This is a genomic window from Bdellovibrionales bacterium, assembly GCA_019750295.1.
In the GTDB taxonomy this organism is placed as follows: domain Bacteria; phylum Bdellovibrionota; class Bdellovibrionia; order Bdellovibrionales; family JAGQZY01; genus JAIEOS01.
Window position 1 is genome coordinate 34,887 of record JAIEOS010000048.1, and the last position, 17,102, is coordinate 51,988.

At 48.2% G+C, this 17,102-nt stretch carries 15 protein-coding genes; 11 read left to right on the forward strand and 4 right to left on the reverse strand.

The window, feature by feature from the left end; all coding sequences use genetic code 11:
* Positions 1-263: 263 nt before the first annotated feature.
* The 11 genes from K2Q26_09340 to K2Q26_09390 all read left to right on the forward strand — a co-directional run bounded on the left by K2Q26_09340 (position 264) and on the right by K2Q26_09390 (position 11,738).
* Complete coding sequence (locus K2Q26_09340; protein MBY0315711.1) at positions 264-2,627, forward strand: DNA translocase FtsK; 2,364 nt, start codon at positions 264-266, stop codon at positions 2,625-2,627.
* Positions 2,611-3,564 carry a hypothetical protein gene (locus K2Q26_09345; protein ID MBY0315712.1) on the forward strand — a complete coding sequence of 318 codons (954 nt, stop codon included), beginning with the start codon at positions 2,611-2,613 and terminating at the stop codon, positions 3,562-3,564. Before K2Q26_09340 ends, K2Q26_09345 begins: the two co-directional genes overlap by 17 nt.
* Complete coding sequence (locus K2Q26_09350; protein MBY0315713.1) at positions 3,561-3,797, forward strand: hypothetical protein; 237 nt, start codon at positions 3,561-3,563, stop codon at positions 3,795-3,797. The genes K2Q26_09345 and K2Q26_09350 overlap by 4 nt, the downstream gene beginning before the upstream one ends.
* Positions 3,787-4,629, forward strand: a complete 843-nt coding sequence (gene dapF / locus K2Q26_09355) for a diaminopimelate epimerase (GenBank protein ID MBY0315714.1) — start codon at positions 3,787-3,789, stop codon at positions 4,627-4,629. Before K2Q26_09350 ends, dapF begins: the two co-directional genes overlap by 11 nt.
* The gene (dapA, locus tag K2Q26_09360; protein ID MBY0315715.1) at positions 4,616-5,494 is read left to right on the forward strand and encodes a 4-hydroxy-tetrahydrodipicolinate synthase; all 879 of its coding nucleotides are present in this window, start codon (positions 4,616-4,618) and stop codon (positions 5,492-5,494) included. The genes dapF and dapA overlap by 14 nt, the downstream gene beginning before the upstream one ends.
* Positions 5,491-6,171 (forward strand): 4-hydroxy-tetrahydrodipicolinate reductase, encoded by a 681-nt coding sequence (locus K2Q26_09365; protein ID MBY0315716.1) that lies wholly within the window; start codon positions 5,491-5,493, stop codon positions 6,169-6,171. Before dapA ends, K2Q26_09365 begins: the two co-directional genes overlap by 4 nt.
* Before the next feature lie 129 nt (positions 6,172-6,300).
* Positions 6,301-6,945 carry a fructose-6-phosphate aldolase gene (gene fsa, locus K2Q26_09370; protein MBY0315717.1) on the forward strand — a complete coding sequence of 215 codons (645 nt, stop codon included), beginning with the start codon at positions 6,301-6,303 and terminating at the stop codon, positions 6,943-6,945.
* Positions 6,946-7,017: 72 nt separating this feature from the next.
* Positions 7,018-7,404: a hypothetical protein gene (locus K2Q26_09375; protein ID MBY0315718.1), complete on the forward strand. Its 387-nt coding sequence runs from the start codon at positions 7,018-7,020 to the stop codon at positions 7,402-7,404.
* Positions 7,405-7,462: 58 nt separating this feature from the next.
* A complete protein-coding gene (locus tag K2Q26_09380) occupies positions 7,463-9,352 on the forward strand; it encodes a hypothetical protein (GenBank protein MBY0315719.1) in 1,890 nt (629 codons plus the stop codon).
* Positions 9,352-11,187 carry a hypothetical protein gene (locus K2Q26_09385; GenBank protein ID MBY0315720.1) on the forward strand — a complete coding sequence of 612 codons (1,836 nt, stop codon included), beginning with the start codon at positions 9,352-9,354 and terminating at the stop codon, positions 11,185-11,187. The genes K2Q26_09380 and K2Q26_09385 overlap by 1 nt, the downstream gene beginning before the upstream one ends.
* Positions 11,188-11,354: 167 nt before the next feature.
* Entirely contained in the window at positions 11,355-11,738 is a 384-nt protein-coding gene (locus K2Q26_09390; protein ID MBY0315721.1) for a hypothetical protein, read from the forward strand.
* A 232-nt stretch (positions 11,739-11,970) separates the two neighbouring features.
* Here the strand turns inward: K2Q26_09390 and K2Q26_09395 are convergent, their stop codons facing one another.
* Genes K2Q26_09395 through asnS form a run of 4 tightly spaced genes read right to left on the reverse strand, consistent with a single transcriptional unit; the run spans position 11,971 to position 16,889 of the window.
* A complete protein-coding gene (locus K2Q26_09395) occupies positions 11,971-12,507 on the reverse strand; it encodes an acetyl-CoA carboxylase biotin carboxyl carrier protein subunit (protein MBY0315722.1) in 537 nt (178 codons plus the stop codon).
* A 1-nt stretch (position 12,508) separates the two neighbouring features.
* On the reverse strand, positions 12,509-14,026 hold the full coding sequence (gene accC / locus K2Q26_09400) for an acetyl-CoA carboxylase biotin carboxylase subunit (protein ID MBY0315723.1): 1,518 nt from the start codon (positions 14,024-14,026) through the stop codon (positions 12,509-12,511).
* 6 nt (positions 14,027-14,032) lie between these two features.
* Positions 14,033-15,586 (reverse strand): acyl-CoA carboxylase subunit beta, encoded by a 1,554-nt coding sequence (locus tag K2Q26_09405; GenBank protein MBY0315724.1) that lies wholly within the window; start codon positions 15,584-15,586, stop codon positions 14,033-14,035.
* Positions 15,587-15,599: 13 nt separating this feature from the next.
* The gene (gene asnS / locus K2Q26_09410; protein MBY0315725.1) at positions 15,600-16,889 is read right to left on the reverse strand and encodes an asparagine--tRNA ligase; all 1,290 of its coding nucleotides are present in this window, start codon (positions 16,887-16,889) and stop codon (positions 15,600-15,602) included.
* Between the last annotated feature and the right edge of the window lie 213 nt (positions 16,890-17,102).

Consider the following 17,102-nt stretch of genomic DNA (forward strand, 5'->3'; position numbering starts at 1 on the left):
AAAACAGAAGAAACTTTTAAAGTTTAAGTGCCCTACATATCAATAAAAAAATTTTGTTTTTCCGGTGCGTAATAAAAAAACAGGACCAAAAGCGGTGAAAACATAATTTTCGCCTCATTTAAAATTAGGAATGGCATTTTTTGGGGTTGACTTAAGTTCAGTCGAGGATTTGAGGACGGGCGATCATAAAAATATTCAGTAACTAAGTCGAGCCTCGCGACTCACTCATTCCCTTTCGCGCAAAGCCTTCCTAAAATATATAAATGAAGACATCACAGGTTCGATCACTCGTCGTTGGTATTTCTTTTTTTGCATCTGCGCTATTTATTGCGCTTTCTCTTTGGAGCTACAATCCAGAGGATCCCTCACTCAATTCGATTGGACATCGCCAAACCGCAACTAATGTTTGCGGTCTGTTTGGCAGCTTCCTCTCGGACATGGCGCTTCAGCTGTTCGGAATTACTGCCTGGGCCGGTGTGGCGATTTTATTTTATTTTGGCTGGCAGAGTGTGCGCGCAAAGCCGCTCTCACAGCTCGAGAGAGGGATTTGGGGAGCCGCATTTATTTTAGTTTCGGCGAGTTTGTTGTCGCTGCATTTTAGCAACACCTTATTTTTTAAAAATCAAATTTATATCGGCGGAGTGATTGGGCACTTTCTCCAATTTCAACTGCGTCGTTTATTTAATGACGTGGGCGTCGCGTTGATTTTGTGGACGGGTTTTCTCATACTGATCTCGATTGCGTTCCATAGCCAGATGCTTCAGCTCAAAGATACCTCCGAGGATTATTTTGTTCCGCTTTTGAAAGCGGCGTGGAAAAAAATAAAGTCTTTCCGCTTCCAAGCGCCGGAACGCAAGGCTCAGATGGTGATCCATCGACAAGAGGCTCCAGCGCAGAATGCTAAACTCCGTGCGGCAGACATCGCTTCCGCGAAAGTTGCGTCGCCGGTCGTCGAAGACATGGACGCCGATGAGGAGGAGATCACCGAGGACGACGCGGAAGATCTCGAAGTCATGGACACCGCAGAAGCCGGTCCGAGTGCGCCTGAGCCGCTCAAGCGTCGCAAGGTCGATCTCAAGCGGAAAATCCAAAGACGAATTGCCAACTGGAAACTCCCAGAGCTGGGCATGCTCGAGGACCCTCCCGAAACGCGTTATCGCGTGGATGAAAAAGAAATTAAAACCAAGTCCACCCTTCTTATGGACAAGTTGGGTCAATTCTCCGTGAAGGGCGAAGTGAAGGGGGCCAAGCCAGGTCCCGCCGTCACTCTATTTGAATTTAAACCTAACGCTGATGTGAAAATCAGTAAGATCACAGAGCTCGCGGATGATTTATCATTAGCGTTGAGCAGTGAGTCGGTTCGTATTATTGCGCCCATTCCCGGTCGGGATGTGGTGGGAATTGAAACTTCAAACAGTCACCGCGAGACGGTCTACTTAAAGGACGTCATTGCCCTTGATGAATTCTGGGCGGATGACATGAAATTACCGATGGCTCTCGGTCGTCAAGCCGACGGTGTCCCCAAAGTTGTCGACCTTAGAAAAATGCCTCACTTGCTTGTGGCGGGGACAACGGGCTCCGGAAAATCGGTTTTTGTGGTGTGTGCCCTCACGGGACTTCTGTTTAAGCACTCTCCGGAAACACTCCGATTGATCTTAGTGGATCCTAAGCAAGTGGATCTTGCCGCGTTTGCAAACGTGCCTCATCTCTTGTTGCCGCTCGTCTCGGATGCGAAGAAAGCGGTGAATGCGCTGAACTGGGCCGTGCGCGAAATGGAAAAACGCTATCGCTCGATGGCCAAATTTGGAGCCCGCGGTATCGAAGCCTTTAACGAGAAAGTCGCTGCACTTCCGAAAGACCAACAAGAGATGCACGAAGCGCAGAATCAAGCGACCGAAAAGCTCATTGAGTCTTATTACTACACGCCTCAGCCCTATATCGTTATCGTGGTCGAAGAATTTGGCGACTTAATGTCAGTTGATAAGGTGAATGTGGAGCAAGCGGTGGTCCGTTTGGCTCAAATGGCGCGAGCCAGTGGAATCCATTTACTCCTCGCGATGCAGAGTCCGCGGAAGGATGTGGTCACGGGATTAATCAAAACAAATATTCCGGGCCGTATTAGTTTTAAAGTGGCGAGTAAAATGGACTCGCGAATTATTCTTGATGATTCGGGAGCTGAGCGCCTTCTTGCGCGCGGGGATATGTTGTTTCTCGCGCCTGGGGTGGCCAAGCCCGAGCGTCATCACGGTCCTTGGGTGACCGAAGACGAGATCTCCGAAGTGATGAAGTACTGGTGTGATCAGGGCGAGCCTGAGTACGACGAAATCGCCATGCGCGCCATTACTCGTGAAGCCTTTGCATCAGCTCCGGGTGAAGGTGGCGAATTTGATGTGGGAGAATTCGAAGAAGATCACGATGAACGTTATGACGAAATTTTAGCCTGGGTCTCCGGTTTAAAAACCGTCAGCGCGTCTCTGATCCAAAGGAAATTCCGCCTCGGTTATCCCCGAGCCGCCCGTGTGATTGAGTACCTCGAGCGAGAAAACGTGGTTGGCCCAGCCAATGGTAGCAAGCCGCGCGAAGTTCTGGTACGCTCGTACGACAATGATCGTGACAAAGAAGCATAAGAACGCGCGCTCTAAAATTTCCGAACTCTTCGTTGCTCGGTCGGCCTGCTTGTGCGGCGTACTGGTCGTACGCCTCCGCGCCGGCCTCGCTCGCGCCTCGATTTCGAAAATTTTAGAGCGCGCTTTAGTTCTATTGGTATCTTGCGGTACTTTTGGGGTTTGTTTTGAGGCTTGGGGGGTGGAGGCGAAGCCTTCTTTGAAGGTGGTGAAGGAGCTGATCGGGCGGCGAAAGATCGCCGAGGCTTCGGAGCTTTTGCGTCTTCATGGGAAAGAGTGGATTCGTACCGCCCAACAGCGGCAAGATGTGAATCAATGGATGAGTGTGTTTGTCACCGATGAAGGCTTGGGACTTTTTGAAAAAGCTGTGGAAAAGTTAGATAGCGACAACGAAGCGGCTATCAATTATCTGGAAAAAGCGATGGCGCTTGAACCTTATAACCGATTGGTCTCCACGTTTTTAATTAGCCGCCTCATGAACCCCAAAGAAGTTCGTGCTCGGGAAATATTAGAACTTAAACTGTCGCAACAACCCTACCTTTCGATTTTTCAACTTTACAAGGTTCACCTCGAGCTTTTGGCAAAGGGTTCTCCGGCAACAATGAGCCCCATTCCCAAGTGTGAAGCTCAACTTTACGATTCCAATGAAATGGATTATTGCCACCTGCTTCAGATGATGTGGTGGGTGAAGCAGACACCCAAGGGAAAATCCAATGGGGCGCAGGCGGCAAAAGTTATTAAAAATTATTCACAGCAAATCAAAAATCCAGAGGCGTTCTATTGGTTATGGCAATGGAGCGGGCATAAAGAAGACTTAAAAAATTATCTTTCCAAGTGCCAGGGGCTTTCCACCAAGGACAAAAAGGCGTATGGTGGGATTCCTGGAGTTTGCTTTCAACAGAAGATGGCGTTGGAGCAGCTAGATGCGGCGGAAGAATGAAAATCATAATTTTTAAATTCGTAGGTCTCGGAGTATTACTTCTCAGTTTTACGGGCTGTGGTGTTAAGGGTCGGCCCGAACCCCCGTTGCGACCGCCGCTGGAAACATCGAGCTCTGCGGCCCCCGTCGAACCCTTAAAGCCGGTGACATTTTCTACAGACAAAGGGGCGGTCCCAACGGCCGCGCCGTCGAAAACCAAAACCAACAGCACAAAGAAAAAAAATGGTAACTAGTCTCCCCTTCTATAAACTTCAGGCGACGGGGAATGATTTTATCTTTTTAAAAGAAGATGATGTTTCCGCCGCAAAGATTTCCATGGAACAAATCGTTCCGCAAATGTGCCAGCGTAATTTAGGAATTGGTGCCGATGGGGTTGCGGTCATTCGATCCACTCGATCGAACGCTTTATCCTGGATCTTTTATAATTCCGACGGTCAAGAAGCGAACATGTGCGGGAATGCGGCTCGCTGCGCGGTGGTGTTCTATCAAAAAATTCTCGGTGGCCAGCAGGACATGATGCTGCAGACGAGAGCAGGATTAATTCGCGGTGAAAATGGTCAAGCGGAATCCATGGGCGAACGCGAGAAAAAGATTTCGTATTCTTTAGCCTTAGAAGACATGCGCACTGTAAAGTCCCCCATGGAGGGGGCGTTTCCGATCGCTTACTTTGTAAATACCGGTGTCCCTCACGCCGTCATCCCTGTGCCATCACCGTGGGATATGCGCGATAGAGCGAGCGAACTCGCGCGATACGTTCGTGCCGAAGAGTTCGGACCCGGCGGCGGTAATCTCACCTTTGTCCACTGGGACGAGAGCAAAGAGGGTTATAAGCATAATATTCAAGCCGTCACTTTAGAACGTGGAGTTGATAACTTTACGCTCTCTTGCGGAACAGGAGTGATGGCGGCGGTCGCGGTTCACGCCAAAATATTTAAACATAACCATGCGATGAGCGTGACCATGCCCGGAGGAACTTTAATGGCGCAAGTCGATTGGACCAAAGGAGAAGTGTCTCTGGAAGGTCCAGCCCATTTTGTCTATAGAGGTATTTATGAAATTATTTGAAGGCGTATACACGGCGCTTATTACTCCTTTTTATAAAGGGAAGCTCGATGTCGAATCCTTAGAAAAAATTGTCGATAATCAACTCAGCGCAGGTGTGGCGGGATTTATCGTCAATGGGACCACGGCAGAAAGTCCCACGCTCACACAAGTGGAGCGGATGATGATTTTGGAATTGGTGAAAAATAAAGCGAAGGGAAAAGCGAAAGTTGTTTTTGGTTCAGGCTCTAACAATACCGAAGCGACAGTTTCCGCATCGCGAGCCGCAGAAGAAGCGGGAGCCGATGGCCTCCTTGTCGTTGTCCCCTATTACAATAAGCCACCACAGCGCGGTTTGTATGAGCACTTTCTTCGAGTGGCGAATTCGGTGAGTCTCCCCATTATGCTTTACAATGTCCCCGGGAGAACGGTGACGAGCCTCTCTGTCGAAACAATTCGCCAACTTTCTGCGGTTAAAAATATTGTGGCCATCAAAGAAGCCACGGGGAAATTGGATTTTGGACAACAGGTGATCGACGCCGTTCCTAGTGATTTTGTAGTGTCCAGTGGTGATGATGAAACATGTTTAGATTTAAGAACACTCGGCGGCCGTGGCGTAGTTTCAGTTTGCTCGCACATTATTCCGCGCCTGATGACAAAATGGTTCCACAGCACCTCTGCGGCCAGCGATAAAGAAGAGTTTTTAAAAATAAAACCGATGATCTCTGATCTTTACATCACTTCGAATCCGATACCTGTGAAGTATGCGATGCACCTTTTGGGACTTGCGAAATCCGATGAGGTCCGTTTGCCCCTGTGCACTCTCGATGAAGAGCAAAAGAAATACATGGAAAAGCAGATCGAAATCTACCGGGAGTTTATGTTGTGAAGATCATTATCAGCGGCGCCTCAGGGAAAATGGGCGGCGAAATTAAAAAATTGATCTCTACAGAGTCTTCGCTGCAATATCTCGGTGGCTTTGGTCTAAAAGAAAATCCCAGCGAAAAAGTCGTTTCGGATCCCACCGCGCTTCCAGCGGGGGCTTCCGTGGTGATCGATTTTTCCTCCCCGGACTCAATGATGGCGATCGCCGAGTGGTGCGAGAAGAATCAAGTTCCATTGGTTTCGGGAACAACTGGGATTCAGGAAGAGCACAAAAAGTTTTTAAAGAAAATTTCGCAAAAGATACCAGTGCTTTGGGCGCCCAACACCTCAGTGGGTGTGAACTTCTTGAAAAAACTTTTGTCTCAACTGCAAGTGCCTGCCGGATTTGATATTCAAATCACCGAATACCATCATGCTCAAAAAAAAGATAAACCCAGCGGAACGGCCCTGCTTCTCGAGGACGCGCTCAAAAATAAAAATAAAATATCTGAGCCGACTCTTTCGATTCGAGGTGGTGGAATTTTTGGAATTCACCGGATTGATCTCATGGCCGGAGAAGAGACGATCTCCATTGAGCACAACGCCCTCAGCCGAGCGGTCTTTGCCAAGGGGGCCCTCACGGCGGCCCGATGGCTCACTCAACAGTCCCCCGGCCTCTACTCCATGGAAGACGTCCTCTAGGCGGTACCCGGTACCTTTTGCAGAAGCGATGTGTAAAAAGCCAGAAACTCGCGGCTTTTTACACATCGCTTCTGGAAAAGGTACCGGGTACCGTCTAAGGTGAGGAAATTTTAATTTATCGAGGTTCTTATGAAGTTTTTTATCGATTCCGCTAACATTGAAGAAATCAGACAAGCCAATCTGCGCGGATGGGTTGATGGTGTAACAACGAACCCTTCGTTGATTGCCGCCAATGGTAAGCCCATGCGCGAAACCATCAAATTGATTTGCCAAGAGGTTTCCGGCCCGGTTTCTGCAGAAGTGCTGTCACTCAAAGCGGATGAAATGTATAAAGAGGGCCTCGAACTCGCAAAAATTCATGACAACGTCGTCGTTAAAATTCCGATGACTGAAGATGGTTTGATTGCCGTGAAAAAACTAAAAGCCGAAGGTATACGGAGCAACGTCACCTTGGTCTTCTCTCCCCTCCAAGCACTTCTCGTAGCAAAAGCCGGCGGAACAATGGTTTCCCCTTTCGTGGGTCGCCTAGATGATATCTCGACAAACGGTATGGATCTCATCACTCAAATTCGAACGATTTATGACAACTACGGATTTGATACAGAGATTCTTGTGGCGAGCATTCGTCATCCGATTCACGTGATTGATTCGGCGTTGATCGGAGCCGACATCGTAACGATTCCATTTAAAGTGATGCAAGGTTTAGGCAAGCATCCACTCACCGACCAAGGTCTAGAGAAATTTATGAAAGACGCCGAGAAAATTGTGAAGTAACATGGCCGTATGAGCCGTGTCTTATTTTTCTCACCGATCTTTTTTTTACTTTTCTCATGCTCGACCCACAGTATGTCTGGGTCTTACGTCCAGCGCGACCGAGTGAACCACTCGGTCGAAGCGATTATCAAATCTTTTGAGCGAGCGACTCTCGGAATTCGTGGTCGAAGTCCTAACGGTCGCGAACTTGTTTCTAAATATCAAAGTGTTAAGGGTGATAAGTACGAGAATGCGTACAAGAAAAAAGAACGTGCCTATGCACGACTAGCCATTCTTGGAGACCGTCGTCCGTATACTCTCAAGGTCCAGTTGGTGATCGAAGAGCGCACGGAATACGGGACCTACGAAGTGGTCGACGAAGACGATGATGCGGCCCAAGCCATCTTAGATAAGATGGTCGAGTTTCTAGTTAATCGTCCGGACAAAGACGACTTCATTGACGACTATAGAGCGTTCTAACTAAAATAATATCAGCTAGTTACTGCAAGTTGTTAGAAACTTAGGGGACGATTTCAGGATGAAGACGTTGGCTGCCATTTTCACGCAAATTATTTCGACCACAGTCATGGGCAGCGCTGTGTTTATGGCGACGCAAATTATTTCTCCACTCAAAACTAAAACACCCATCATCGAAACGCACATCCCACGCATGACTATCCGTATGGACGAGTTTTCCACAGCCTGGTCAGCCCTTGAGGATGACTATGCATTGGACAATGGAGATGAAGATTCAATTCCAATAGATATTCCGTCTCGAATTCTTGTGGCGGGAGAAAAAGATTACTACTCAGAGATCGAAAAAACTCATCGTCCTCGCTTAGAGATCCCCAAACTCTCCCTCAACGCCGCTTCTCAAGATTTTGGCACTGTAGCGACACTGTCTTCTCCGATTGTTCAGGCCCCGAAGGGGACAGAGCCCGCGTTGAGTTCGACTAAAAACCCAATGCAGGAACAGGCGATCTATAATATTCCGCACTTTTGGATTCAAGGTAAGATCGAGCTCAGCGGTGGGTTGGCGCTCACACATCCTAAAGACGAAGTGAAACTCGGCTGGTTTCGTCGAGACGAGGAGGAGCGCCCCGGGAAAGTCTCCATCGCCGAGGGCACTTACGAGTTGAAAGTCGATCGTATGGAGGGTGAGCTTCTCGCTCAACTGATAGATAGCAAGGGATCTGTCCTCGGCGAGTCCATCGTGGATTTGGACGTTCTGGCTCAGAGTCGGAGTCTCAACCAAATGATGGTGACGGGTGTCGATATTAAAATCGTGCCGGTCGATTTTAGCGCGGGAAAAACCATTTCGACCTACGACTCTAAAATTCATAAAGATCCGGTTCCGAAAGCGACGGTTTATGTGGGCCAGCACGAGCTCTCCATGGCCTCCGACGAAAAGGGTGAGCTCACCGACCCCGCAATCACCCCCACATCTATCGCGGTTGTTTCCACCAGCAAAGCTCACTATCAAGGATCATTATCCTTAGTCGACTTCCAAGCTCGTCCCCACTTAAGAATGTTCCCCGACAAATTTTTAAAAGCGCTCCACGATACCCTCGGAACAGAAAAAAATAGGCGAGACGCTGGAATGATTTGGGGAATGGTCACTAAAAATGGTGAGCCCGTCGGTAATTATCGAATCCAGATTGCGAAGCATGAAGACCATTTGCCCGTCTATTTTAATTTCTATATCCCCAACCGAGAACTTAAAGAAACCTCCTCAGATGGACAGTACGTTTTCGTGGGCCTCCCCGATCAGGAGTACGAATTAGAATTGATCGATGCCACAGGTAAGGTTGTTGACGCCAAAGTCGTCGCCGTACGCGCGGGTTACGTGAGTCAGGCCGAATTCGAGATCGGAAAATCAAAAGTCATCAATGTGCGGCCTTTTGATCCACTTTCGAGCACTCGGGTCGAATTAGATCTTGCGGTGTTGGGAGTCGAAAATACTTTCCTCGGAAAATCCGAAGATTTTATCAAAATTCCGATTGCTGCGAATAAGGATCCTCTTTTGGTATTTTCTAAAGCTCAGCAACACAAAGTTTCTGCAAGCACATTCGCCAGCCGACAAAAGAAGTTTCAGGATATACCGATACTGAATGAATCTTGGTGGGAACGGATGCAACAGCTGTACAGCATCGATGTTTCAAGCGGTGTCATCGTTGGATTTATTGATACCGATCAGCCTTTTGAAATTTTTTTAGAAGAACCTAAGGCGGGTCGCAAAGTTGTGTATTTCAATACGCGCGGAGAAATTGTTGATAAGGTCAAAGGAGAGATGGCTTCGGGATTTATTGTTTATAATGTCGGGCCGGGGTTAAAGACTCTTATTCTTCAAACTGAAACCGGTCTGCTCCAAACCGAAGTGGCCTATGTGGATGGGGAGTCTGTTTCTCTGATCTATAGGCAACTTTGATGCTTAAATACGCGCTCCTGATTTTGCCGCTGGCGACACTCAGTTGCTCCCATGAACAACTTCAAAAGAAAACAGAACGGGTTCCGGCCTCTGATTTAAGCCCATATCCTTATGTTCAATCCTGTGTTCGTTCCCTCTGCGGATCAACTTCAGATAATACGAGTCTTGTGGATGCGGAATATGCGAAGACCGAAGCTATACTTTACAAGCCGGACACGAAAGCTTACCAAAAAATAGATTCAGCACTACAAGAGATGGCCCGAGTTTCTCTTCAATCTTTTTCGAGAGGAGTCAAATCGGCCGAGATTCTTTTGGCGCAGCCGAAATTTCGAGTTCCCCCATCGATTTTGGTTTTGGTGAACAGTGCCTATTATCTCAAGCTGCAGCAGAAAGCGCTGGAGCAGACAGCGAAGGGAAGCGCCAAGGATCTTGTTCTCGCCGATTTCACAGGGTTATCCACAGAGGAATCGAAGTGGGTGGATCTTATTCTTAAAAGTAAGTACTATATCAATCCCCCGTTTTTTGATCAGAAAGAAACTCTCCGCAATTATCTCGATCGCAAATACCCGCGACAGTTTTTTAAGACCTCTTTACCTCGTGCGATAGATCAATGCCAATCGCAAGTGCGCGAGCTCGGTCAGTTTATCGGAGCCATCGAAAAACTCTTTTTATATTGTGGAAAAAGCCGGGGAGAGATGTGGAACTGGGTGGATGAAGTTCGTCTCGCCGAAGAATTAAAGACCGCCGAACTTTTAACTTTCTTGCGGGCAGCTCCCGTGGAAAAGCGACTTCTTGCTCGTCCATGGGATTGGTACTCGGATCTTAAAAAGTACACAGACAGTGATGCATTTAAGATTGCTCAAAGACTCGCCGTAAAGAACGAGGAGCAACTTCAATTTTACGTGGGTGCGATCGTCCAAAGCTGTCACCAGAGTGTGGGATCTTCCATCGAAACTGCGCCCAGCGAATTTCTCCGGGAGCGAGCGGTTGCGAATATCAAAGATATTAAAGCGAAAGCGAAAAAGTTGATTCAGTTTAAAAACAAAGAGGCGCAGAGGCGATGGGAGATCTTGCTTTCCTCCACCTGGTACTCTTTCCCTTCGACGGCAAAAGCGTTGGAAAACAATATTCTTCGGCGTTTGAATGCGGAAGTGATGGAGCAAACAATTTACCAAGGGCAGCTCGCGTCCCCCGCAACCGTCCTCTTGGATATTGCTTTATCGGAAGAAGCTCCTTCGAATATACTCAAGGCGTCTCCACTCAAGCAAGAAATGGACGCCGTCACGCGGGCGCTATCGAGAATGCGGGACCTTTGCAAAAGTTACGAGGCCGAAACGCTGACAGATCATATCTATGCCTCTGACGGAAATGTGTACCTCAGTTGGTTTACACTAAAGAATCCTGATCTGGGGTACGGAATTATTGCGCACGAGTTGGGTCATCATGTGAGCCATCTCATGCGAACAGAATTTAATCTTCAAAAAACAAAATCAGCCAAGGACCTCCTGACGCCGGGGTCGATATGGTTTCATCGAGACTGCGTCGATCGATATCACGGAGGCTCATTGGACGGGAAAGATCATCCGCATTCGGAAGAGGACTTGGCCGACTACTTTGCGGGTCAAGTTCTTCGTTTGAAGGGGCCGACTCGAAATTATGTTTGTCCATTGATTGCCGAAAACGGAGATACTTACGACGTTCAGTTCGAGAGCGATCTGAGTCGCAGGTACGCACCTGCGATATTCCGGCTGCTTCATGTGGAAAAAACGGCGGGAGTCCTAAGTGAAAGCTGCTCTCAGACAGTATCTCTAATGCCAACACCGGCGTGCTTCTAACTTTCGGCGTCGTTCCCCTTCGTTGACATTATTTCTGCATCAACGAGAATTATATAAAAGGGGTTCCTATGAAATATTTAAAATTGATCTTCGCTATTTTTATTTCTGCTTTGGTCATCAGCTGTTCTCAATAGGACGGCGAGCCCGAAGATACGAATGATACCCCGGTGGACAAATCTCAGTTCCCCAACACCAAGGGGACCATTCTCGGCGGTTGGGCTATGGATAAAGCGGATCTCGTTGATCAGGTGACAGTGGTGACCAACTTTTATGTGAATCGCAACAAGATCGCCTTCGAAAGAACTTGCTCCTCACCTACAGAAAGTCTTTTGGTCACGGGAGAGGCGTCTGCGAGAGTCAGCGGAACTTCGGTGCAAATCACCACCGGAATTCAGACCCTTCAACAAAAAGCGGGAATCTCCTGTGGAATACAAGTGGGCGCCACTGAGTTTGATTACACCATGACTGGTCCTGATCGGATTCAAGTGATTGATGGAGCTGATCGCTTTACAGCGACACGGATTACTTCTGGCGGTGGGACATTTGATTAATTTTTAACGAGAGATTCTTCGCTTTCGCTCAGAATGACGGTGGGCTTCGCTTGGGCATTTAACCGCTGGCGGTAGATTGAGCAGGCGGCTACAAAAGCCACGAGTGGTAATAACAACAGAATACGCATACGAGCTCCAATGGGGTGTGTTCGTTATTATCCAATAAAAATTTTCATCAATCAAGAGGCCCAGAATCCTGGACCATGGGTGAGGATTTCGATTTTAAATTCAACTAAAAGCTAATGAGTGTGGCTCCGGCTTCCACGGTGTCACCGGGCTTAACGTGGACTTTCGAAATCTTGACGTCGGAAGACGCTTTCATTTCGTTTTCCATCTTCATGGCTTCCATGACTAAAAGTGGTGAACCGGCCTTCACTTCGTCGCCATCTTTTACAAAAACCTTTACGATTTTTCCGGGCATACCAGAGGTGAGCGCACTTTCGGCTCCCCCCAAGCCACCGGTCTTAAAGCTCTCGTGAAGAAGCATTTCGTCGTTAAAGATTTGAACGTTATGGAAAGACCCGCGAGTAAAGACTTGGCAGTCCAAACCATCAGCGACCACGTCCACAAGATAAGATTCGTTTTTATAAATAAAACTGATCACGTTATCGGCTTCTTCAAAAGCGCCGAACGGGATGCTGTATTCTTCCCAGTCTCCCTCGTCGGATTTGTCCTTGGGAGTCTCGCGCATTTGGATCGACCAATTGTCTTCGCGTTTAGAAACGTTGATCTGATATTTCTTCTTTTTAAGATTGGCTTCAAAATACATATTAACCTCGAAGTCCCGTTAGGCGACCATTAGACTTCCATCGCGACGGGGCAACGGTTGTTGTCTCTTTGGGCTTTGTTTTAGATTCGCGCTGATTGTAAGACCAAAGAGCTGCCGCTAAGAGAAAAACTTTATCATCCACAAATTTAAAGAGATCTGGTTGATTCACGATCAAATCTTTTTCGCAAAACTGCGTGGTGTAAGAGCCGTCCAAAAACTTTTCTGCCTTTAGGATGGATTTATGGAGAACGAGATTTGATTTTACGCCCGTCAGAGTGAATTCGATCAACGCGCGTTGCATGCGGTTAATCGCATCTTCGCGAGTGCGTCCCCAAGTGATCACTTTAGCAATCATAGGGTCGTAGTAAATGGGAACTTCGTATCCGGAGTACACGTACGTCTCTACGCGAACAAATGGGCCGGAGGGCGGGCGAAAGCGGCGAATGAAGCCCGGGGACGGCATAAATGTCGTAGGATCTTCAGCGCAGATTCGACACTCGATAGAGTGTCCTCTCTGAACAATGTCTTCTTGCTTAAACGTGAGCGGATGGCCGGCCGCGACTCGCAACTGCTCCTTCACGAGGTCAAATCCAGTGACTTGCTCTGTAATCGGGTGCTCCACCTGAAGGCGTGTGTTCATCTCCATAAAGAAAAATTCTTTGGTGGAGTTATCAAAAATAAACTCAAAAGTTCCAGCGCCAATGTAACCGATGGATTTGGCAGCTTTGACGGAAACTTCGCCCATCCTCTTACGAACATCCTCGGGCACGGAGGGACTCGGGCTTTCCTCGATAATTTTTTGGTGACGTCGCTGAATTGAACATTCGCGCTCGAACAAATGAACCACGTTCCCATGCTTATCCCCAAAGACTTGGATCTCAATGTGCTTGGGATTTGTAATAAATCTTTCCATGTAGACGGTATCGTCTTTAAAGTAATTTAATCCTTCGGAACGTGCGGCACGAAATGCGCTCTCAAGCTCTTCGGGCTTAAATACGACACGCATTCCTTTACCGCCGCCGCCCGCAGAGGCTTTGATCATGATCGGGTAGCCAATCTTGGTGGCGACGTCTTTGGCGTGCTCAATCGTATCGACGCGACCATTACTTCCGGGAACGGTAGGGACATCAGCTTTTCTCATCAGAGAGATCGCGGACAATTTATCTCCCATCGCCTTGATATTATCAGAGGACGGACCAATAAAAGTGATTCCCGCTTTTTCAACAGCTTCGGCAAAGTACGCTCGCTCACTGAGGAACCCGTAGCCCGGATGGATGGCATCACACCCGGAGGACTTTGCGACTTCTAAAATTTTGTCATCGCGAAGATAAGATTCGGTGCTGGGAGGTGGTCCGATCTCGTAGGCTTCGTTGGCGAGAAGAACGTGTTGGCTATAACGATCGGCCTCGCTATAAACCGCGACTGTAGGAATTCCTAAATCGCGGCAAGCCCGAATCACGCGAACAGCAATCTCTCCACGGTTAGCGACTAAAACTTTTTTAAACATCTTCGGCATCATAAACCTCTACAGCGGGATATTTCCGTGTTTTTTAGGTGGATTCGTATCGCGTTTGTTTTTAAGCATATCCAGCGCCTGAACGATGCGCTTGCGAGTTTGCGAAGGCTCAATCACCTCGTCGATATAGCCAAGCTCTGCGGCCACATAAGGATTGTTAAATTTTCCTTCGTAATCGCTAATCAATTCTTGTCTCTTCTCCGTAGGCTCTTTGGCTTTATTGATGGCATCGCGGAAGATGATATTGACCGCACCCTCAGCACCCATGACCGCGATCTCTGCAGAAGGATAGGCGAGGTTCACGTCTCCGCGTAAATGCTTAGAGGACATCACGCAATATGCACCCCCGTAATCTTTTCGAGTAATGACGGTGATTTTAGGAACGGTGGCTTCGGCATAAGCGTAAAGAAGTTTTGCGCCGTGAGTGATAATGCCAGCCCACTCTTGATCCGTGCCTGGTAAAAATCCTGGAACATCGACGAAGGAAACAACGGGAATATTAAAGGCATCACAGAAGCGAATAAAGCGCGCGGCTTTTTTACTCGCATCGATATTGAGGCAGCCCGCAAGCACTTGAGGTTGATTGGCGACAATTCCCACGCTCTGACCATTGAAGCGGGCAAAGCCCACGATGATGTTGGCGGCGTAATCTTTATGAACTTCGAGGAAGTAGCTTTCATCCACGACAAGTTTAATGAGCTCTTTCATATCATAAGGTTTACGAGAGTTGTCGGGGAGGAACGTGTTTAATTCTTTGACCAAACGATCTGGAGAATCTTTGGTTTCGACCTGAGGAGCATCGTCCATGTTGTTGGAGGGAAGAAAGTTTAAAAGCTCTCGAATCATGAGCAAACAATTCTTATCGTCTTCCGCGGCAAAGTGAGCCACTCCCGATTTGCGATTGTGAGTCATCGCTCCGCCGAGATCTTCTTTTGTCACTTCTTCGTGAGTCACCGCTTTGATGACATCGGGGCCAGTCACAAACATGTAGCTCGTGTTTTTCACCATAAACACAAAATCGGTGATCGATGGACTGTAAACGGCTCCACCGGCGCATGGGCCTAAGATCGCAGAAATCTGAGGAACCACTCCGGAAGATAAAACGTTCTTTAGAAAGATGTCGGCGTAACCGCCAAGGGCTTCGACGCCCTCTTGAATCCGAGCTCCACCGGAGTCGTTGAGTCCGATGATGGGAGCGCCGTTCTTTATGGCTTGCTCCATGATTTTTAAAATCTTATTCGCTTGAGTGCGCGACATACTTCCACCAAAAACTGTAAAGTCTTGGCTGTAAACGTAAACCGGGCGACCGTTCACTTTTCCGTAACCGGTAATAATTCCGTCGCCAGGAACTTTTTTGTCGGCCATCCCAAAGTTATTGCAACGATGACTGACAAAACGATCGGTTTCCACAAAGCTGCCCGGATCGCAAAGCACCTCGAGACGTTCGCGCGCAGTTAAGCGGCCGCCTTGCTTGTGCTTTGAGTTTTTGTCGGCGCCTCCGCCACTGAACGCTTGTTCGTTCTTTAATTTAAGTTCTTTAATGCGCTCTTGGATTGTATCCATGTTACCGCCTTCTTTATGGGTAGCTTCGGCCATAAAGCCGAGGGAAAGGAATCGTTTCTCGCACGTGTTGAAGTCCGCAAATCCACGCCACGGTTCTTTCTACGCCCAAACCGAATCCGGAATGAGGGAAGGTTCCGTAACGACGGAGATCGAGATACCATGCAAAATCATCTACATTTAAATTATGATCTTTAATACGTTGCTCAAGCACTTCCACGCTCTCTTCGCGCTGACCGCCACCGATCATTTCCCCATAGCCTTCGGTCGCCAGCAAATCACAGCTCATGCTGTATTCGGGCTCTGCCGGATCGTGCTTCATGTAGAAAGCTTTGATCGCCGACGGAAAGTGATGCACGAACACGGGCTTGTCAAATTTGTTACTGATAATCGCCTCATCAGGAGCGCCAAAATCACCGCCCACTTCGAAGGCTGGATTTTCTTTTAAGATAATATCCACAGCCTCTTTGTAATGGAGCCGCGGGAAAGACCCTTTGATGTGAGAGAGTTTCGAAATATCTCTCTCGAGGGTTTCCAGCTCCGCTTTACGATTGGTAATCGTGCGCTGAACGATGTATTCGACAAATTGTTCAGCCAATTCCATATTGTCGTAGAGGTCGTTAAAAGCCACTTCCGGCTCGACCATCCAAAACTCAATCAAGTGGCGACGAGTTTTAGATTTTTCCGCACGAAATGTCGGGCCAAAGCAATACACTTTCCCAAAAGCGGCGGCGGTGGCTTCCATATAAAGTTGCCCACTCTGAGACAGGTAGGCTTTTTCGTCGAAGTACTGTGTTTGGAAAAGCGTAGAAGTTCCTTCGCATGCATTGGGAGTGAAGATGGGCGCGTCGGTTAGAGTAAATCCACGACCATCAAAGAAATCACGAATGGCCGAGACAATTTCGGAGCGGACGCGCATCACCGCGTGTTGTCTCTTCGATCGCAACCAAAGATGACGGTGATTCATTAAGAAATCAGGACCGTGCTCTTTGGGAGTGATGGGATAGTCCACGGAGGGAGCGAGGATCTCGAAAGTTTTCGCGCTGAGCTCGTAACCCCCAGGGCTTCGCGGTTCGGCCTTCACCACACCAGTGACTTTGACCGTGCACTCTTGAGTGAGCTTTTCGAAATTTTCAAATGCGGTGGGCTCGCAATCGCCATCAAAGAAAACGCATTGGCAAATTCCGGTTCCATCACGCAACAAAAGGAACTTCACCTTTTTTGAGGCGCGCAGGCTGTAAGCCCAACCTTTAAGTTCCACGGTTTGACCAACGTACTTACCCAGGGAATCGATGTAGTAACGCAAACAAACTCCTTACGACGGTTTTACATTTAGGAATGAGCCTAGATGCGCACCGCAACATAACATTTTAACCAAAGAGGCATACTCCCAAATCCGCTCGGCAAAATCAAGAAACGCGAGGCAGAAGCGGAGCGCAAGAAACCAACCAGCGGAGCGCAAGAGATCAACCGGCGGAGCGCAAGAAACCCACCGGCGGAGCGCAAAAAAATCGCTGGA

Excerpts from the sequence above, each read along its gene's own strand:
- K2Q26_09375 (MBY0315718.1), top strand. The coding sequence starts at position 7,018 with ATGTCTGGGTCTTACGTCCAGCGCGACCGAGTGAACCACTCGGTCGAA.
- K2Q26_09405 (MBY0315724.1), bottom strand. The coding sequence starts at position 15,586 with ATGGATACAATCCAAGAGCGCATTAAAGAACTTAAATTAAAGAACGAA.
- dapA (MBY0315715.1), top strand. The coding sequence starts at position 4,616 with ATGAAATTATTTGAAGGCGTATACACGGCGCTTATTACTCCTTTTTAT.
- K2Q26_09350 (MBY0315713.1), top strand. The coding sequence starts at position 3,561 with ATGAAAATCATAATTTTTAAATTCGTAGGTCTCGGAGTATTACTTCTC.
- accC (MBY0315723.1), bottom strand. The coding sequence starts at position 14,026 with ATGATGCCGAAGATGTTTAAAAAAGTTTTAGTCGCTAACCGTGGAGAG.
- fsa (MBY0315717.1), top strand. The coding sequence starts at position 6,301 with ATGAAGTTTTTTATCGATTCCGCTAACATTGAAGAAATCAGACAAGCC.
- K2Q26_09385 (MBY0315720.1), top strand. The coding sequence starts at position 9,352 with ATGCTTAAATACGCGCTCCTGATTTTGCCGCTGGCGACACTCAGTTGC.
- K2Q26_09340 (MBY0315711.1), top strand. The coding sequence starts at position 264 with ATGAAGACATCACAGGTTCGATCACTCGTCGTTGGTATTTCTTTTTTT.
- K2Q26_09395 (MBY0315722.1), bottom strand. The coding sequence starts at position 12,507 with ATGTATTTTGAAGCCAATCTTAAAAAGAAGAAATATCAGATCAACGTT.
- dapF (MBY0315714.1), top strand. The coding sequence starts at position 3,787 with ATGGTAACTAGTCTCCCCTTCTATAAACTTCAGGCGACGGGGAATGAT.
- K2Q26_09380 (MBY0315719.1), top strand. The coding sequence starts at position 7,463 with ATGAAGACGTTGGCTGCCATTTTCACGCAAATTATTTCGACCACAGTC.